This window comes from Nakamurella antarctica (assembly GCF_003860405.1).
In the GTDB taxonomy this organism is placed as follows: Bacteria; Actinomycetota; Actinomycetes; order Mycobacteriales; family Nakamurellaceae; genus Nakamurella; species Nakamurella antarctica.
The window spans coordinates 931,821-949,852 of the sequence record NZ_CP034170.1; the positions used below are offsets into that span (position 1 = coordinate 931,821).

General features: G+C 62.7%; 16 protein-coding genes and 1 pseudogene. 15 read left to right on the forward strand and 2 right to left on the reverse strand.

The genetic code is table 11. The features are described 5' to 3' along the window. Positions 1-39: 39 nt before the first annotated feature. From EH165_RS04070 to nusB, 7 genes and pseudogenes are all read left to right on the forward strand, one after another. On the forward strand, positions 40-822 hold the full coding sequence (locus EH165_RS04070) for an LOG family protein (RefSeq protein WP_124798144.1): 783 nt from the start codon (positions 40-42) through the stop codon (positions 820-822). 90 nt (positions 823-912) lie between these two features. Further along, positions 913-2,115 carry a chorismate synthase gene (aroC, locus tag EH165_RS04075; protein ID WP_422392128.1) on the forward strand — a complete coding sequence of 401 codons (1,203 nt, stop codon included), beginning with the start codon at positions 913-915 and terminating at the stop codon, positions 2,113-2,115. 8 nt (positions 2,116-2,123) lie between these two features. Continuing rightward, on the forward strand, positions 2,124-2,645 hold the full coding sequence (locus EH165_RS04080) for a shikimate kinase (RefSeq protein WP_124798146.1): 522 nt from the start codon (positions 2,124-2,126) through the stop codon (positions 2,643-2,645). Then, positions 2,642-3,757: a 3-dehydroquinate synthase gene (gene aroB / locus EH165_RS04085; RefSeq protein ID WP_124798147.1), complete on the forward strand. Its 1,116-nt coding sequence runs from the start codon at positions 2,642-2,644 to the stop codon at positions 3,755-3,757. Before EH165_RS04080 ends, aroB begins: the two co-directional genes overlap by 4 nt. Positions 3,758-3,903: 146 nt before the next feature. Further along, entirely contained in the window at positions 3,904-4,989 is a 1,086-nt protein-coding gene (locus EH165_RS04090; RefSeq protein ID WP_124798148.1) for a M24 family metallopeptidase, read from the forward strand. Positions 4,990-5,113: 124 nt separating this feature from the next. Further along, positions 5,114-5,677 carry an elongation factor P gene (efp, locus tag EH165_RS04095; RefSeq protein WP_124798149.1) on the forward strand — a complete coding sequence of 188 codons (564 nt, stop codon included), beginning with the start codon at positions 5,114-5,116 and terminating at the stop codon, positions 5,675-5,677. Further along, a pseudogene (gene nusB, locus EH165_RS04100) lies at positions 5,677-6,138 on the forward strand (transcription antitermination factor NusB); the annotation flags it as partial. The gene efp and the pseudogene nusB, both read left to right, overlap by 1 nt. A gap of 141 nt (positions 6,139-6,279) precedes the next feature. On the opposite strand, the gene bldD reads toward nusB, so the two are convergent. Next, positions 6,280-6,762 carry a transcriptional regulator BldD gene (gene bldD, locus EH165_RS04105; RefSeq protein ID WP_124798151.1) on the reverse strand — a complete coding sequence of 161 codons (483 nt, stop codon included), beginning with the start codon at positions 6,760-6,762 and terminating at the stop codon, positions 6,280-6,282. 205 nt (positions 6,763-6,967) lie between these two features. Between bldD and pyrR the strand changes: the two genes are divergently transcribed. From pyrR to pyrF, 8 genes are read left to right on the forward strand one after another with little or no spacing between them, the layout of a single operon-like run. Beyond that, positions 6,968-7,585: a bifunctional pyr operon transcriptional regulator/uracil phosphoribosyltransferase PyrR gene (pyrR, locus tag EH165_RS04110; protein ID WP_124798152.1), complete on the forward strand. Its 618-nt coding sequence runs from the start codon at positions 6,968-6,970 to the stop codon at positions 7,583-7,585. Positions 7,586-7,611: 26 nt separating this feature from the next. Continuing rightward, a complete protein-coding gene (locus EH165_RS04115) occupies positions 7,612-8,529 on the forward strand; it encodes an aspartate carbamoyltransferase catalytic subunit (RefSeq protein ID WP_124800284.1) in 918 nt (305 codons plus the stop codon). A gap of 45 nt (positions 8,530-8,574) precedes the next feature. Next, positions 8,575-9,885, forward strand: a complete 1,311-nt coding sequence (locus EH165_RS04120; protein ID WP_124798153.1) for a dihydroorotase — start codon at positions 8,575-8,577, stop codon at positions 9,883-9,885. 52 nt (positions 9,886-9,937) lie between these two features. Then, positions 9,938-10,495, forward strand: a complete 558-nt coding sequence (locus tag EH165_RS04125) for a PH-like domain-containing protein (RefSeq protein WP_124798154.1) — start codon at positions 9,938-9,940, stop codon at positions 10,493-10,495. Then, on the forward strand, positions 10,492-11,625 hold the full coding sequence (carA, locus tag EH165_RS04130; RefSeq protein WP_124798155.1) for a glutamine-hydrolyzing carbamoyl-phosphate synthase small subunit: 1,134 nt from the start codon (positions 10,492-10,494) through the stop codon (positions 11,623-11,625). The genes EH165_RS04125 and carA overlap by 4 nt, the downstream gene beginning before the upstream one ends. 3 nt (positions 11,626-11,628) lie before the next feature. Beyond that, positions 11,629-15,045, forward strand: a complete 3,417-nt coding sequence (gene carB, locus EH165_RS04135) for a carbamoyl-phosphate synthase large subunit (RefSeq protein WP_124798156.1) — start codon at positions 11,629-11,631, stop codon at positions 15,043-15,045. Then, the gene (locus tag EH165_RS04140; RefSeq protein WP_124798157.1) at positions 15,036-16,142 is read left to right on the forward strand and encodes a quinone-dependent dihydroorotate dehydrogenase; all 1,107 of its coding nucleotides are present in this window, start codon (positions 15,036-15,038) and stop codon (positions 16,140-16,142) included. Before carB ends, EH165_RS04140 begins: the two co-directional genes overlap by 10 nt. Beyond that, the gene (gene pyrF / locus EH165_RS04145; RefSeq protein WP_206426098.1) at positions 16,139-16,972 is read left to right on the forward strand and encodes an orotidine-5'-phosphate decarboxylase; all 834 of its coding nucleotides are present in this window, start codon (positions 16,139-16,141) and stop codon (positions 16,970-16,972) included. Before EH165_RS04140 ends, pyrF begins: the two co-directional genes overlap by 4 nt. 89 nt (positions 16,973-17,061) lie before the next feature. On the opposite strand, the gene EH165_RS04150 is transcribed toward pyrF, so the two are convergent. Further along, the gene (locus EH165_RS04150; protein WP_124798158.1) at positions 17,062-17,982 is read right to left on the reverse strand and encodes an epimerase; all 921 of its coding nucleotides are present in this window, start codon (positions 17,980-17,982) and stop codon (positions 17,062-17,064) included. Positions 17,983-18,032: the final 50 nt, after the last annotated feature.

An 18,032-nucleotide genomic window follows, 5' to 3' on the forward strand; every position in this document is an offset into this window, starting at 1 on the left:
CTCACCAGAGCATTTCTTGACCGACGAATTGAGACGCCAGTGCCAGTGGATGCAGACAAGCCCGGAGCGGCGGAGCTCCCCGTCGAAGAATCGTTTCGTGGGCCCTTGGTGCTCCGCGGCGACCAGCGCACGCAGTCCAGCACCACTGACCAGCGATTGCTCGATACCCGCGGTCAGACCGATTGGGTGCATACCGATCCCTGGCGGGTGCTGCGGATCCAGTCCGAATTTGTCGAAGGCTTCGGATCCCTGGCCGGGCTTCCGCGCGCGGTGTCGGTTTTTGGCAGCGCGCGAACCCCTCGCGACCATCCGCAATACGCGCAGGCCAGGGCAATAGGTGCGGCTCTGGCCAATGAGGGATACGCCGTTATTACCGGCGGCGGGCCCGGCATCATGGAAGCGGCTAATCGCGGCGCCAAAGACGTGGGCGGGCAGTCGATCGGGCTCGGCATCGAGCTGCCCTTCGAGCAGGGGATGAACCGCTACGTAGATCTCGGCATCAACTTTCGTTACTTTTTCGTCCGAAAGACGATGTTCGTCAAATACTCCCAGGCTTTTATTTGCCTTCCGGGTGGTTTCGGCACTTTGGACGAACTCTTCGAATCCCTCACCCTGGTCCAAACCAAGAAGGTCACGAAGTTCCCGGTGGTGCTCTTCGGCTCCGAATACTGGGGCGGCCTCGTCGACTGGATTCGCAACACGGTGCTGGCTGATGGGAAAATCAGCGAGAAGGACCTTGACCTCATCCACGTCACCGACGACGTCGACGATGCGATCAAGGTCGTCCACGACGCCATGGCCGCCTGGGATGCGGCGCACTAGTCTTCCGGGAGGCGGTGGGTGGACTTTCCTACCGCCCGTGGTTGTGCTCACGTCCCGCAGTGGCGGGGACCCACTATTAACCGTGGGAGAATTGACCTCGTGTTGCGTTGGATAACTGCAGGCGAATCCCATGGCCCGTCTCTCATCGCCGTCCTTGAGGGCCTACCCGCTGCTGTTGAGATCACCAGTTCGGAGATCTCGACCCAGCTCGCTCGTCGGCGCCTTGGCTACGGCCGTGGCGCGCGGATGAAGTTCGAGCAGGACGTGGTCAGCGTGCTCGGCGGAGTCCGGCACGGTGTGACCCTGGGCGGCCCCATCGCTGTGCAGGTCGCTAACTCGGAATGGCCGAAGTGGCAGACCATCATGGCTTCTGATCCGGTCGACCCGGAAACCCTTGCAGGCCTTGCCAGGAACGCCGGCTTAACGCGGCCGCGCCCCGGCCACGCAGACCTCGCGGGAATGCAGAAGTACGGTTTCGACGACGCCCGGCCGGTGCTGGAACGCGCTTCGGCGCGCGAAACCGCGGCCCGGGTTGCCCTGGGGACCATCGCGCAAAACTTTCTCCGGCAGGTGCTGGGCGCCGAAGTAGTTTCCCACGTCGTGGCAATCGGAGAAGCCGACGCCGTCGACGGAACGTTGCCGACCCCCGCCGACCGGGACGCCATTGATGCCTCCCCCACCCGCTCGCTCCATCCAGATTCGACCGCAGCGATGTCTGCCGAGATCGAAGCCTGCAAAGAAGACGGCGACACCCTAGGCGGCGTGGTAGAAGTACTCGTCTACGGACTCCCGCCAGGGCTCGGTTCATTCGTCTCCGGCGACCGCAAACTCGATGCTCGGCTCGCGGCGGCATTGATGGGTATCCAGGCGATCAAGGGTGTCGAAATCGGTGACGGCTTCCGCACCGCACGTCGACGCGGCAGCGCGGCCCATGACGAAATGGACCCGGTCCACCCGGGTGTCAGGCGCCGCAGCAACCGTGCCGGCGGCATCGAAGGCGGTATGACGAACGGCGAAGTGCTGCGCGTTCGCGCTGGCATGAAACCGATCTCGACTGTTCCCCGCGCACTGGCCACGATTGATGTCAGCACCGGCGAGAGCGCTGTTGCCAACCATCAGCGCAGCGATGTGTGTGCGGTTCCGGCTGCTGGCGTGGTTGCCGAGGCGATGGTGGCACTCGTGGTTGCGCAGGCGGTTTTGGAGAAGTTCGGTGGTGACTCGGTTCCGGAGACCAAGCGGAATGTTGCCGCCTACCTCGAGACGATCGGCGCCACCGCGCCGGTCGCTCAGTAGGTCCTCTCGTGGCTGGCCGTCCGTTAGTCGTCCTCGTCGGCGCCCCCGGAGCGGGCAAAACAACGGTGGCGGCGGCACTCTCGCGCAGGCTCGGGGTTCCGTTCCGAGACACGGATCGAGATATTGAGAAAGCAGCCGGCCGCGATATCCCCGACATCTTCACCAACGACGGCGAAGCAGCCTTTCGCGCACTTGAAACCCAGGCATTGAGAACAGCTTTGGCCGAACATGACGGCATTTTGTCCCTGGGCGGCGGCGCGATCCTAGCCGAGGAGAACCGGCGGGCGCTTAGTGGGCATGCGGTGATTCACCTTGCTGTGTCGATGAACCAAGGTGTCCGCAGAACCGGCATGGCGGCCAACCGGCCACTGCTGGTCGGGATCAACCCTCGTGCCACGTTTAAGACGCTGCTAACCGCCAGAGTGCCGTTGTATCAAGAGGTGTCAGTATTCGAAGTCAACACTGACCTGTTGGCGGTCGATCAGGTGGTGGACGCCATCGCGGCCTGGTTGGAGGAGCAGAACACATGACATCAACGGCGCCCGTAGTGGTCCGCGTAGAAACCCCTGCGCCCTACAACGTGACCATCGGACGAGGGCTGCTTGGCGAGTTGGTTGAAGCCGCTCGGGGGAGCGCGAAAGCAGCGCTAATTCACACTGAAACACTGAAGGCCACGGCCGAAGTGGTTCGCGAGGCGATGATCGAAGCGGGCATCGACACCAACATGGTGCAGGTGCCCGATGCCGAAGATGGCAAAAACCTTGAGGTGCTCGGGTTCTGCTGGAACGTTTTCGGCCAAATGGGTTTGGGCAGAACCGATGTCGTCGTGGGGCTCGGCGGCGGCGCCGTCACCGACCTCGCCGGGTTCGCCGCGGCAACGTGGATGCGCGGCATCAAGATCGTCCAGGTACCAACAACCCTGCTCGCGATGGTTGATGCTGCGGTCGGTGGGAAGACCGGTATCAACACTGACGCTGGCAAGAACATGGTGGGTTCTTTTCACGAACCCAGCGCGGTGATCGTGGATCTTGCAACACTGGAAACGTTGCCGCGCAACGAGTTGGTTGCGGGGATGGCGGAGATCGTCAAGTGCGGGTTCATCGCTGACCCCATCATCCTGGACATCATCGAGGCAGGCCCCGAGGCCGCCGTTGACCCGACTGGGCCACAGTTGGCCGAACTGGTGCAACGCGCTATCACCGTCAAGGCTGAAGTAGTAGCAAAGGACTTGAAGGAATCTGACCTTCGCGAAATTCTGAACTACGGTCACACCCTTGCCCATGCGATAGAGAAGCGGGAAAAGTACCGGTGGCGTCATGGCGCCGCAGTATCCGTGGGGTTGGTCTTCGCCGCCGAACTCGCTCGCGCAGCTGGCCGTCTGGATGACGAAACCGCCGACCGACACCTCACGGTGCTGCACAGTCTCGGCCTGCCCACCACCTATGACCCGGGTGCGTTCTACGACCTGGTGAAGATCATGGGCTCGGACAAAAAGACGCGCTCGGGCATGTTGCGGTTCGTCATCCTCGACGGACTCGGCAAGACCTCCCGCCTCGAAGGCCCCGACCCGATGTTGCTCGCGGCGGCGTATTCCGTGGTGGCCGGCCAAAAACCGTCGCCGGGCCTCGTCTCCTTGGGCTGACTCGCTTCGTATCCCGCTCCTTGTGACTACATTTGCTCGGTCCTGCCCCACCGCACGCCCAGCGCTGGGTATGAAGTACCGCTGCGTGGCCCATTAGTGCGTTCGGCTACAAGGCGCACCGTCACCGCGCGTGAAAGTATGAAGTAATGCCAGCTATTCACGCCGCCCGCCGCACGACCCTCCGAGCCAAAGCCGCGGCCCTCGGGCTCGATGCTTTCCTTGTCACCGACGTCCTCAACATCCGCTACCTCACGGGGTTCACCGGTTCCAACGCGGCGCTCCTGGTCGGCACGGCGTCCGAGGAAGCAACCGTTTTCTGCACCGACGGCCGGTACGTGACGCAGTCTTCCGAGCAGGTGGCAGACCTGGAGCGGGTCATCGATCGGCCCTGCGATCTGGCTCTGATCACGAGGGCCGCAGGAGGCGTTATTGGTTTCGAGGGTGATGCGGTATCCGTCAACGGACATGCGGAGCTCTTACACGCTGCGGGTGAGTCGGTTGCGCTGCAGGCGGTGTCGTATCTCGTAGAAGATTTGCGTGCGGTCAAGGACGCCGGCGAAATTGAACTTCTCCGACAGGCGTGCGCGGTGGCCGATACCGGACTCGAGGACCTTCTGAGTGCGGGGGAACTTCGCCCGGGCCGCACCGAGCGGGAGGTGTCCCTGGACCTGGACGAGCGGATGCGCCGGCTCGGCGCTGAGGACGTCGCGTTCGAGACCATCGTGGCCGCGGGCGCTAACAGTGCGATCCCACACCACCGGCCCACTGTCTCCGTCATCAACACTGGGGACTTCGTCAAAATCGACTTCGGCGCGCGGTTCGCGGGCTACCACTCCGATATGACGCGCACCTTCGTCATGGGTGAACCCGCCGACTGGCAGCGTGAGGTTTATGACGTGGTGTCCGCAGCGCAAGAGGCAGGTCGGCTGGCCTGTATGCCAGGGTCCGCATGCACCGAGGTAGACGCCGTTGCAAGGCAGGTCATCGAGAACGCGGGCTACGGGGAGTTTTACCTGCACGGCCTTGGGCATGGCATTGGGCTCGAGATCCATGAAGCACCGACGATCGGCAGCGTTTCAACCGGTATTATTGCCTCCGACATGGTCGTCACCGTTGAGCCCGGTATCTATCTGCCGGGCCGCGGTGGTGTCCGGATCGAGGACAGCGGAGTGGTTCGCCCGGGCGGGTATGAGCTGCTGACGTTGACCACGAAGGATCTTGTGGTGCTCTAAGCCACGGGCGCGCCGCACCGGCGCAGCCTGCGCGGCGAAAAGTGGCTTCCCGGTCTGGCGAAGATCCGCAACGCCGGTCGCAGTGACACACCAGCACCAATTTCGTATCAATGAGGAGTGATTAATGGCGTCGACCAACGATTTGAAGAATGGCCTGGTTCTCAACCTTGAGGGACAACTCTGGACTGTCACCGAGTTTCAGCATGTGAAGCCAGGCAAGGGACCCGCTTTCGTGCGGACCACGCTCAAGCACGTGATGACCGGCAAAGTCGTGGACAAGACGTTCAATGCTGGCCTCAAGGTCGACACCGCGACCGTCGATAAGCGCGATATGACGTTCCTCTACCGTGATGGCGACGACTTCGTTTTCATGGATCAAGAAACGTTCGACCAGATCAATATCCCGGCCATGGTTGTCGGGAGCGCGGCGGACTACCTGCTGGAGAACGCACAGGCGATGGTTGCTACCCACGAGGGCGTCGTGCTGTTCATCGAAAATCCGGTTTCCGTTGAACTGATTGTCTCTCATACTGATCCCGGCTTGCAGGGCGACCGTTCCACCGGCGGCACCAAGCCCGCGACGTTGGAAACCGGCGCCGAAATCCAGGTGCCGCTGTTCCTCAACACCGGCGACAAGATCAAAGTGGACACTCGCGATGGTCGTTATCTCGGTCGTGTCAACAGCTAATGTCGGCCAGAACAAAAGCCCGAAAACGCGCCCTTGATGTCCTTTTTGCCGCCGATGCTCGAGATGTTGATCCCATCACGGTTATGACCCAAAGGGCGGAACAGGCCGAGGCGGTCCCCATGGGCGAATACGCAGAGGAAATTGTGCGCGGCGTCGCTGAGCATCATGGCCGGATCGATGCGTTGCTCTCGGAGTACTCGGAAGGGTGGACGCTGAGCCGGATGCCAGCAGTGGACCTCGCGATCCTGCGGATCGCGGTCTATGAACTGCTGTATTCCCTCGATGTGCCCGAAGCGGTTGCGGTGGACGAGGCCGTGGAACTCGCGAAGACGCTCTCGACCGACAACTCCCCGCGCTTCGTCAACGGTGTGCTGGGCCAGATCATGGTGTCCGTGCCGCGAACTTCGCCAAAAACGGTGGGATCCCACGGTGCCGATACCCACGGTGCCGATACCCACGGTGCCGATTCCCACGGTGCCGATACCCACGGTGCTGATACCCACGGTGCTGATTCCTTGGGTGCTAACCCGCAGCAAGACTAAGCAAGAACAACGAAAAGTGCGGCCGTCCCATTGGGGCGGCCGCACTGTGACATTGGGGTGTCAGGAGAGCTCGGAGCCTTCCGGCAGCACTTCCCACCGCACCAGTTGGTCAACGAGATCTTCGGGAGTCATGTCGTAGATCACTGCGAGGGAGCGCAGATCTTCAGCACGGATGGTGAGGATCTTGCCGTTGTAGTCGCCGCGCTGGGACTGGATGGCGGCGGCATACCGAGCAAGGGGGCCCGCCAGATGCGTGGGCAGCTCACCGAGGCGGTGTAGATCGATCTTCAGTTTCTGAGTGGCGGGGCCGCGCCTGGCAGCGCGCGCATCTGGCAGCAACTCGGCAACGGGAACTCCGTAAAATTCGGCGAGTTCGGCTAGTTTGGCCACCGAAACGGCGCGGTCACCCCGCTCGTACGAACCCACCACCACGGCTTTCCAGCGGCCCTCCGATTTTGCCTCGATGCCATGCAAACTCAGGCCCTGCTGGGCGCGGATGGCCCGTAATCTGGCTCCGAGTGCGCGGGCATAATCTTCGGACATGACAGCCTTTCGTTGACGCGGGGAACAATTGCGGTTGCGCTCCGTGATGGTGAACAGTCTCGACAATCACCAAAGCGGGTAACGATTACATAGAGTCGCGCAGGGCTACTGTACGTCATGGTGCGGGAGAGCTAGTCGTGTTCGGTAGAGTCGGTATAGAAAAGAAATCCTTTAAAGCCGTCCAGTGAGGCGGGAAAGGAAATTCATGACGGTTCCACCACGCATCGCCGGTGCTGATCGGTCGCCCCCTCCGGCTAATACCGCTACCGATCCCGCAGAAATTTCAGCGCAAAGACTGCTGCTGACGCCCAGCGAAATCGCCCGCGTCGTCGATCGCATCGCCCATCAAATTTTGGAGCGCACGGCAGATTCATCGTCTCCGCCAATCCTCCTGGGCATTCCCACTCGGGGGAGCGTTCTTGCTGTGAGGTTGGCCCAGCGACTCGAGGTATTCAGCGGAGCACCCCCCATTTGTGGGTCCCTCGACATCACGCTTTACCGCGATGATCTGCGGCATAAGGCTCCTCGAGCTCTGGAGGAAACCTCCATGCCCGTCGGCGGTATCGAAGCAGCGACTGTCATCCTCGTCGACGATGTTCTGTTCTCCGGGAGGACCGTGCGAGCGGCTCTGGACGCGCTGCGCGAGTATGGCCGGCCCAGTGTGGTGCAACTCGCCGTCCTGGTGGACAGAGGACACCGACAGCTCCCCATCAGGGCCGACTATGTCGGTAAAAACATCCCGACTGCGGCGGGCGATTCGGTGGACGTCCGGTTCACCGAAACAGATGGTTATGACGCGGTTGAGCTAAAAAGGGCGCCATGAGCACACCTACAGCCCAATCGCCCGGCTTGCCTCGGCACCTGTTGTCAGCTGGCGACCTGACCAGGGAAAGTGCGCTGCATATCCTGGACACCACTGAGCGGATTGGCCAAGCAATTGCAGGCCGCGAGGTCCGAAAATTACCCACCCTGCGTGGTCGCACGGTAGTCAACCTTTTCTATGAGGATTCGACGCGCACGCGCCTTTCGTTCGAGGCCGCGGCGAAGCGACTTTCCGCAGATGTGATCAACTTTTCGGCGAAGGGCTCGTCGGTGTCCAAGGGCGAGTCTTTAAAGGACACGGCGTGGACCCTGCAGGCCATCGGCGCCGACGCCATCGTGTGCCGGCACTCGTCCTCCGGCGCCCCGCACCAACTGTCCGGCTGGGTGGACGGCCACGTCATCAACGCAGGCGACGGAACTCACGAGCATCCCACTCAGGCGCTTATCGACGCGTTCACGGTGCGCAAGCATTTGGGGGATGTCGAGGGTAAACGAATCGTGATCGTCGGCGACGTCATCCATTCCAGGGTTGCGCGATCCAACGTGCTGCTGCTGAGCACCCTCGGGGCACAGGTGACACTGGTGGCGCCGCCAACGCTGCTCCCGAAAGGGATCGAAAGCTGGCCCGTGACGGTAGATTACGACTTCGACCGCGCGTTAGCGGGGGTGGACGCGGTGATGATGCTGCGTGTTCAACGCGAGCGGATGGGCGACGCGTTTTTCCCGACAACTCGCGAGTACAGCCGCCAGTACGGGCTTGACGACCGGCGTCGCGCACTGATCGCCAATCACGGCATCGTTATGCACCCGGGGCCCATGGTCCGCGGTATGGAAATATCGCCCAGCGTCGCCGACGGCCCCGGCAGCGTCATCGTCGAGCAGGTGGCCAACGGCGTCATCGTTCGGATGGCCGTCCTCTACCTCCTGCTGTCCGCCCGAACCTGAGAACGCCCGTCATGACCACGTTTTCTCAAATGAAAGGAACCGGGCATGTCTGCCGACCTCGCAATTCTGATTACCGGCGCCCTCCCCTACGGGGAAGAGAGCCAGGATCTGCTCCTCGTTGATGGGATCATTGCCGCGATGGGTCAGGACGCGGTTACGCATCCCGATGCTGCGGGTGCCCAACGCGTTGACGGCGCTGGCTTGATCGTGCTGCCCGGGCTGGTGGACTTGCACACGCACCTGCGTGAGCCTGGTCGGGAGGATGCCGAAACGGTCGAAACAGGCTCGGCCGCAGCGGCTTTGGGCGGTTACACCGCAATTTTCGCGATGCCGAATACGGACCCTACCGCCGATACCGCGGGCGTGGTGGAGCAGGTGCTGCGGCTCGGCCAAGCGGCCGGGCTGGTGGATGTACAACCGATCGGCGCGGTCACGGTTGGCCGCAAAGGCGAACGACTTGCCGAACTTGCGGCCATGGCGCATTCCGCGGCGCAGGTGCGAGTGTTCTCAGATGACGGCGACTGCGTGTCCGACCCGCTGCTGATGCGTCGCTCGCTGGAGTACGTCAAGGCCTTCGACGGTGTCATCGCCCAACATGCGCAAGAGCCCCGGCTTACCGTCGGTTCGCAAATGCACGAGGGCGCGGTGTCGGCCACGCTGGGGATGACAGGGTGGCCGGCGGTAGCGGAAGAGGCGATCATTGCGCGCGATTGCCTGCTCGCTGACCACGTCGATTCACGGCTGCACATCTGCCACCTTTCCACCGCAGGATCGGTGGACATCGTTGCCGCGGCGAAAGCTCGCGGCACCAAGGTCACGGCAGAGGTCACGCCGCACCATTTGCTGCTCACCGATCAGGCAGCGGTGGGGTACGACCCCGTGTTCAAGGTGAATCCGCCGCTGCGCACCAGCCCCGACATCGACGCACTCAGGCGTGGTCTGGCCCGCGGTACGATCGACATCGTCGCGACCGACCATGCCCCACACGCTATCCAGGACAAGGAATGCGAGTGGGACCAGGCCAGCCCTGGCATGCTCGGCCTTCAAACTGCGTTGTCGATTGTGGTGCTGACCATGGTCGAACCGGGCCTGCTCGACTGGCGTGGGGTGGCCAGGGTGATGTCGGAGGCGCCCGCCACCATCGGTGTGCTTGCTGGCCACGGCAGGCCCATTGCGGTGGGGGAGCCAGCAAACCTGGTGCTGGTGGACGCGAAGGCGCACTGGACAGTTCGTGGCTCCGATCTCGCGAGCCTCTCGCGCAATACGCCCTACGAGGGGATGGAGTTGCCGGCTCCGGTGATGGCAACCTTCTTGCGGGGACGCCCCACCGTGTTGAACGGCCAGTTGGTCGGCTGAATTTTGGTGGTGCCTGCGGTACGAAACATCTGGAATCACGAAAGAGGTAACCATGGATTGGCCGCGCTTGTGGTGGACGCTGGGTTTGGCGGTGTTGTGCGTTGTGATAGCAGGGCTGCTGCTGTTGGGATGGCGTAACCGTGGGAAGCGTCAAACCGAATTTGGACCGCGTCCGGTAGCACCGCGGGAGGCAGGCGAGCCGCTGAGCCCGGATCTGACCGGGGTCTACATCTCGACTACCTACACCAGTCGCTGGCAGGACCGCGTGGTGGTGCAGACCGTCGGACGTCGTGCCAAAGCCGCGGTGCGAGTCAGCCCGCTCGGAATCCTGATCGACCGTATTGGCGAGGACGCGCTCTGGATCCCGGCGGCCGACGTCGTCGCGATCTCGGCTGGCCCCGGTGTCGCCGGAAAGGTGATGGGGATGCCTGATGCGATCCTGCTCATCACCTGGAACTGGGGCGACACACCTGTCGATAGTGGCATTCGCACTGACGACCTTTTTGCCCAGCGGGGTTGGATCGAAGCGGCAAGAACCCTCGTTACGTCTCACAGCAGCAGCACGACCACCACCGACAGCACACCCGAAAGCAATGGAGCCACAGCATGAGCAAGATCCCGGCCGCCCTCGTGTTGGAGGACGGGAAGGTCTACGGCGGAACTAGTTTCGGCGCCGGTGGCACCACGTTCGGAGAGGCAGTTTTCGCCACCGGTATGACGGGCTACCAGGAAACGATGACCGATCCGTCATACCGCCGCCAAGTGGTCGTGGCGACCGCGCCGCAGATCGGCAACACCGGCTGGGTGGAGCAGGACAACGAGTCGTCGGGCATTCATGTTGCGGGACTGGTGATCCGCGATTTGTCGCCCGCGCCGTCGAACTGGCGGGCGACCGGCACTTTGCCGCAGGAGATGGAGAAGCAGGGCATCATCGGGATCGCCGGCGTTGACACCCGAGCCTTGACGCGTCATTTGCGGACCAATGGAGCACTGCGATGCGGGATTTTCAGCGGGGACGCCCTCGGCACGCCGCAGGAGATGGTGGCTGCAGTGCAGGCTACGCCCGGCATGGTGGGAGCTAATCTGACCAGCGAGGTCAGTACAACAAAGATGTACACGGTGCCAGCGATAGGGGAGCAGCGATTCACCGTCGCCGCCATCGATCTGGGCATCAAAGCCAACACCCCTCGCAGCTTTGCGCAACGCGGGATCACTACCCATGTGCTGCCAGCGGAAACGACCATCGAGGAGATCGAGGCCCTGGGAGTCGACGGGGTGTTCCTCTCCAACGGCCCGGGTGACCCGGCCACCGCCGACGCAGCAGTCGCACTCACAGCTCAGATCCTGAAGCGCCGCATCCCCCTATTCGGCATCTGCTTCGGCAACCAAATCCTTGGCCGGGCACTGGGTTTCGGCACCTACAAGCTCAAGTTCGGGCACCGAGGGATTAACCAGCCGGTGGTGGATCACGCCACGGGACAGATCCTCGTGACGAGCCAGAACCACGGGTTCGCCGTCGACGCTCCTGCTGGCGACGTGCTGCAGACAGCTTTCGGGGGCGTTCAGGTCGGCTTCAGCTCCCTCAATGACGGCGTCGTTGAAGGCTTGACATGCCATGACGTGCCAGCGTTCTCGGTGCAGTTCCACCCCGAGGCCAGCGCTGGGCCGCACGACGCAAGCTACCTGTTCGACCGTTTTATTCTCCTCATGTCCGAGAACGTTTCCACGAAGGCAGTCTGAACTATGCCCCGCCGCACTGATTTGAAGCACATCCTCGTCATCGGTTCCGGTCCGATCGTCATCGGGCAGGCCTGCGAATTCGATTACTCCGGCTCGCAGGCGTGTCGGGTACTGCGCGAGGAAGGCCTGCGGGTCAGCCTGATCAACTCCAACCCGGCCACCATCATGACGGACCCGGAATACGCCGATGCGACGTACGTCGAGCCGATCACCGCCGACTTCGTCGAGAAGGTCATCATGATGGAGGCCGCCGCAGGCTTCCCGGTGGACGCGATCCTTGCAACCCTGGGAGGCCAGACCGCGCTGAACACCGCGATCGACCTGGATCGGGCGGGCATCCTCGCCAAGCACAACGTGGAACTGATCGGGGCCGACATTCCGGCGATCCACCGCGGAGAAGACCGACAGATCTTCAAGGACATTGTTCGCGAGATCGGCGGCGACGTGCCGAGATCGGCTGTGTGCCACAGCATGGAAGAGGTCCGGGCGACAGTGCTGGATCTCGGTCTGCCCGTCGTCATCCGGCCGTCATTCACCATGGGCGGCTTGGGTTCTGGGATGGCCTACACCGACGCGGATATCGAGCATTTGGCGTTTATCGGGCTGTCCGCTTCGCCCGTCACCGAGGTGCTTATCGAAGAGTCCGTGTTGGGTTGGAAAGAGTACGAGCTCGAGTTGATGCGTGACAGTGCCGACAACGCTGTCGTGGTGTGTTCGATTGAAAACATCGACCCGATGGGTGTCCACACCGGAGACTCGATGACGGTGGCGCCGGCGATGACGTTGACCGACCGCGAGTATCAGCAGATGCGCGATATGGGTCTGAAAGTGCTGCGAGCAGTGGGCGTCGCGACCGGTGGCTGCAATATCCAGTTCGCGATCGAACCCGCAACGGGCCGAATGATCGTCATCGAAATGAACCCGAGGGTCTCTCGCTCGTCGGCACTTGCCTCGAAGGCTACGGGTTTCCCGATCGCCAAGATTGCTGCCAAATTGGCCATCGGCTACACACTCGGCGAGATCTCCAACGACATCACCAAGGCCACCCCGGCCGCATTCGAGCCAACGCTTGACTACGTGGTTGTCAAGATTCCCCGGTTTAACTTTGAGAAGTTCCCGGGCGCCGACACCACGCTCACCACCACGATGAAATCGGTGGGGGAGGGCATGTCGATCGGGCGGTCCTTCGCCGAAGCGTTCGGCAAAGCTCTCCGCTCGATGGAGACCAAAAACCTCGGATTTTGGACCACCCCCGACCCGGAAGGCGCGAGCGTCGAAGTGGCGCTGTCCCTCGCGGCGATCCCCACCGACGGTCGAATCTTCCACGTGGAGCGGGCTTTGCGTCTCGGCGCCTCCGTCGCTCAAGTGCATGAGGCCACCGGCATCGACCCATGGTTCCTCGATCAGATCGTGCTGATCCAGTCCATCGGCAACGCGATCAGCAACGCCGAGTCCGTGGATGCCGACCTGCTTCGGGAGGCCAAGCGGTACGGCCTCTCCGATGTCCAGATTGCTTCTTTGCGCGCTGCAGCGGGCGATACCGAGTTGGGCACCGAAGTTGCGGTGCGCGAGCTGCGCTGGAAGCTCGGCGTCCGGCCCGTGTACAAAACGGTGGACACCTGCGCCGCCGAGTTCGAAGCTGCGACGCCTTACCACTATTCGGCCTACGAAACAGATCCAGCCGCCGAGACGGAGGTGGCATCCCAGGCCACTCGGGACAAGGTGATCATCCTCGGTTCGGGGCCGAACCGGATCGGTCAGGGTATTGAGTTCGACTACTCCTGCGTACATGCGGCGATGGCGTTGCGGGACGCTGGCTTTGAGACCGTGATGGTCAACTGCAACCCGGAGACCGTGTCGACCGATTACGACACCTCCGACCGGTTGTACTTCGAGCCGTTGACGGCCGAGGACGTGCTCGAAGTCATTGCCTCCGAACAGGAATCGGGCTCTGTCGCAGGCGTCATCGTGACATTGGGCGGACAGACACCGCTGAAGCTGGCGGGCATCCTCGACGAAGTCACGATCGTCTCGCGCGACGGCTCCGGCGTCCGGATCCCCGTGACCCTGCTTGGCACCCAACCCGATGCCATCGACATGGCCGAGGACCGCGGGCTTTTCGGCGGGTTGTTGAAGGCAGCCGGACTGCCCGCCCCCGCGTATGGAATGGCGACTTCCTTCCCCGAGGCCCGAGAGGTAGCTACTGCTATCGGCTACCCGGTGCTTGTCCGACCCTCGTACGTCCTCGGCGGCCGGGGAATGGAAATTGTCTATGACGAGGCCTCATTGGCTGACTACATTTCGCGGGCGACCGAGATCACCGACAGTCACCCCGTTCTCGTGGACCGCTTCCTGGATGATGCGATCGAGATCGACGTCGATGCGTTGTGCGATGGCACGGAGGTCTACCTCGGCGGCGTGATGGAGCACATCGAAGAGGCGGGAGTTCACTCCGGTGACTCGGCGTGTGTGCTGCCGCCGATTACGCTGGGCCGGGCCGACATTGCGAAAGTGCGCGAGTACACCGAAGCTCTCGCCTTCGGGATCAAGGTGCACGGACTGATGAACGTGCAGTACGCACTGAAGGACCAAACTCTCTACGTGCTGGAGGCCAACCCGCGCGCCTCCCGCACGGTGCCGTTCTCGTCCAAAGCCACTGCTGTGCCTCTGGCGAAGGCCGCGGCGCGCATCATGACGGGCAGCACCATCGCCCAGCTGCGCGCCGAAGGCATGCTCTCGCCGATCGGGGACGCGGGCACGTTGCCACCCGAGGCGCCGGTGGCCGTCAAGGAAGCGGTCATGCCGTTCCACCGGTTCCGCCGCGCGGATGGTGCGGGCATGGATTCGGTGCTCGGTCCCGAAATGCGCTCCACCGGTGAGGTTATGGGGATCGATGCGGCCTTCGGTGCTGCGTTCGCCAAGTCCCAGGCGGGCTCCTACGGGTCGCTGCCGGTGGGCGGGACTGTCTTCGTTTCCGTCGCCGATAAGGACAAGAGCGCCCTCGCCTTCCCGATCAGACGGCTCGCCGATCTCGGATTCACGGTGCTGGCCACCGATGGCACCGCAGAGATGCTGCGCCGCCACGGGATCACGGTTGAATCGGTGCGCAAACATCACGAAGGTCCCGGAAACATCGTGGAGATGATTAAGGCTGGCCGCGTCGACCTGGTGATCAACACTCCTTACGGTCAGTCCGGCCCCCGGATGGATGGGTATGAGATTCGGACGGCCGCAATTTCTGCCGACATCCCGTGTATCACCACCATTGCCGGCGCCGCCGCTGCGGTGCAGGGGATCGAGGCCCTGATGCGCGAGGATGTAGGGGTTGCCTCCCTCCAGTCCATCCAGAAGTTGCTGACCGACGCGGTTCTCGCACAGGCAGCCGCTGCGAGCCAGGACGAAACGTTGTCATGGGAGTAGCCAACTTCGGCTACCAACGGCTGGCGAAACCGATGCTCTTTCGGCTGGGCGGCGGTGACGCCGAAGTGGCCCATCACCGCACCCTCGCCTGGCTGGCGAGTATGTCGGGAAACTCCGGCGGTGTGACGGCACTGCGGCTACTCGGCAGGGCAAACCGTGCGCCGCGCACCGTATTTGGCATTGACTTTCCGTCCGTTGTCGGGCTCGCCGCCGGGATGGATAAAGACGGTGTTGCGCTGAAGGCTTGGCCCGCACTGGGTTTCGGGCACGTTGAGGTCGGCACCGTGACGTCGATGCCGCAACCGGGAAATGAAAAGCCTCGGCTGTTCCGGTTGCGAGATTCCGGCGCCCTCATCAATCGAATGGGATTCAACAACGCCGGGTCGCTGGCGCTAGCTGACAAGCTGGCCGGGATTGGTCCCATCGGTGTGCCCCTGGGGATCTCACTCGGTAAATCCAAGGTGACTCCGGTGAGTGAAGCGAGCGCCGACTATGTGCTTTCAGTTCGCAGGTTGCTTCCCCACGCTGATTACATCGCGGTGAATGTCTCCTCGCCCAACACTGTTGGCCTGCGGTCGTTGCAAGATAAGGAACCGTTGACGGAACTTCTCGCAGCTCTGACGACCGAGGCATTCGACAGCACGGTGCGCGAGCGCGCCATTCCGGTGCTGGTGAAAATTGCGCCTGACCTGACGGACCAGGCTATAGCCGAAGTGCTGCAAGCCTGCTCCGATACGGGGGTGGCCGGCGTTATTGCGACCAATACGACGCTTGCCCGAGATGGCCTGGTGGCCAGGGACGCTCGCGCTGCCGCGGAGGTCGGCGGCCTTTCCGGTGCGCCCCTCACCGTCCGTTCGCGGGAAGTGGTGAAGTTCGTCGCAACCCACTGCGATCTGCCCGTCATCGGCGTCGGTGGCATTATGACACCGGCTGACGGGTTGTCTCTGTTGGACGCGGGCGCCAGCTTGCTGCAGGTGTACACCGGTTTCATCTACGGCGGCCCGGGACTGATCGCCGGCATCAACGAGGCCGTTGCAGCGATGGACAAATTACAACTCGGTTCACCCCGTTCACAGCAAACCTTGGACGACAAATGATCGAGCCTTTTGGCGCCCGGCTGGCGTCGGCAATGGCCAACCGCGGACCGTTGTGCGTCGGTATTGACCCGCATCCAGCACTGTTGGCGTCCTGGGGGCTACCGGATTCTCCTGTCGGTCTCCAGCAGTTTGTCGACATCACGGTGGCCGCGCTCGGGGAGCAGGTGGCGATCTTCAAGCCCCAGTCGGCCTTTTTCGAGCGCTTCGGCAGCGCTGGAATTGCAGTCCTGGAAAGGCTTCTCGTCCAGGTGCGAGAGACTGGGGCCTTGGTGTTGATGGATGCGAAACGCGGTGACATCGGTTCGACGATGGGCGCGTACGCGCAGGCCTATCTTTCTGATGGCTCACCGCTGGCTTCCGACGCAGTGACCATTTCGCCGTATCTGGGCTTTGGCTCCCTGCAGCCCGCGTTAGATATGGCCGCTCAGACGGGGCGCGGGGTTTTCGTGCTGGCGTTGACGTCTAACCCCGAAGGACCTCAGCTGCAGCATGCCGTCCAAGCTGACGGTCGCATGGTGGCGCAGGCGATCGCCGACGCCGCTGGAGCCGCCAACGCTGGAGCTTCTCCGATGGGTTCAGTGGGCTTAGTAATCGGCGCGACCGTGGGGGTTACTGGCGTTGACGTCTCCGGCGTCAACGGCCCGCTATTAGCGCCCGGGCTGGGCGCTCAGGGAGCGACCGCCGAAGATTTGCGGACAGTTTTCGGCTCCGCGCTAGCCAATGTTGTCCCCACCACCAGCCGTGAGGTGTTGTCCGCCGGGCCGAGCGCCGCCGGGTTGCAGGACGCAGCGGCGCGCATGCTTGAGCAGATCCGACAGGTGTTGGGTTAAGGCACTGGCCCAGCGTATGTCTGTGGCCCACCTTGATTCCCTGACCCAAGCGCGGTCCCTGCAGCAACGCCCGCTGCGGGCCGTGAAACCTAGCCCAGTATGTGCGTGACAGCTGTATCAAGATCGGGATACCGGAAGGTGAATCCTGCATCTTTCAGGACCGTCGAGGTGACGAAGCGTCCGGTCAGCGCTAGCGCCGGATCAGTGCGCAGAACGATAGCCCCGAGCGTGACGAGCGCCGAAGGGGTAGGGATACCGCGACGGCCGAGGTGTGATCGCAGAGTCGCCATCAATTCACGGTTACGTACCGGGTGCGGACTCGAGGCAACCACCACGCCTTGGGGCGCTGCGAGTTGCGGGTCGAGGCCAAGAGCCACCATTGCTATGCGCAGCCAGTCCTCAATGTGAATCCAACTCGTCCACTGTTGGCCGCGACCTACGGTGCCGCCAACGCCCCAGCGGACAAGTAGGGTAAGCCGGTCCCAGGCAGGGCATCCCTGCGCGAGGACGATGGATGTCCGCAGGATCGTTTTGCTAGTGGTATTGGCTCCTTCGAGAGCCGCTTCCCACGCTGCCGCAACGCCCGTCATCTGGGGTAGTCCGGGGGAGGGGAGATCTGATAATTCGTCGAGGTGCAACTCACCCGCATCCGAATAGATTGCCGTTGTGCTGGCTTGAAGCCAGTGGGAGACAGGCTCTTTGCGAAGTTGCGACGCCAGCACGAGAACCCGAGTTGCATCGACTCTGGAGGTTCGCAGGGCAGCGATGTTGCTTGCGGTGGGGCGGCAGTCGACAAGTTTCCCGGCAAGGTTCGCGACCGCTACGGGGCCAATTTCGGTCAATGCCTCGGTCCATTGGCCGAGGGTCTTGCCATCCCATTCCAGTTGTTTGAAGGGGACGGCAGGATTCACCGTGCGCGTCAAAATGATCACGTCGTGGCCCGCATCGACGCACCGCCTGGCCAGTTGCCTTCCTAGAAAACCGGACCCCCCGGCGATGATGACGCGCATGTGGCGATGCTACCCACGGTGGAGGGTCAGCGAACAGCGAGCAGCGTGCA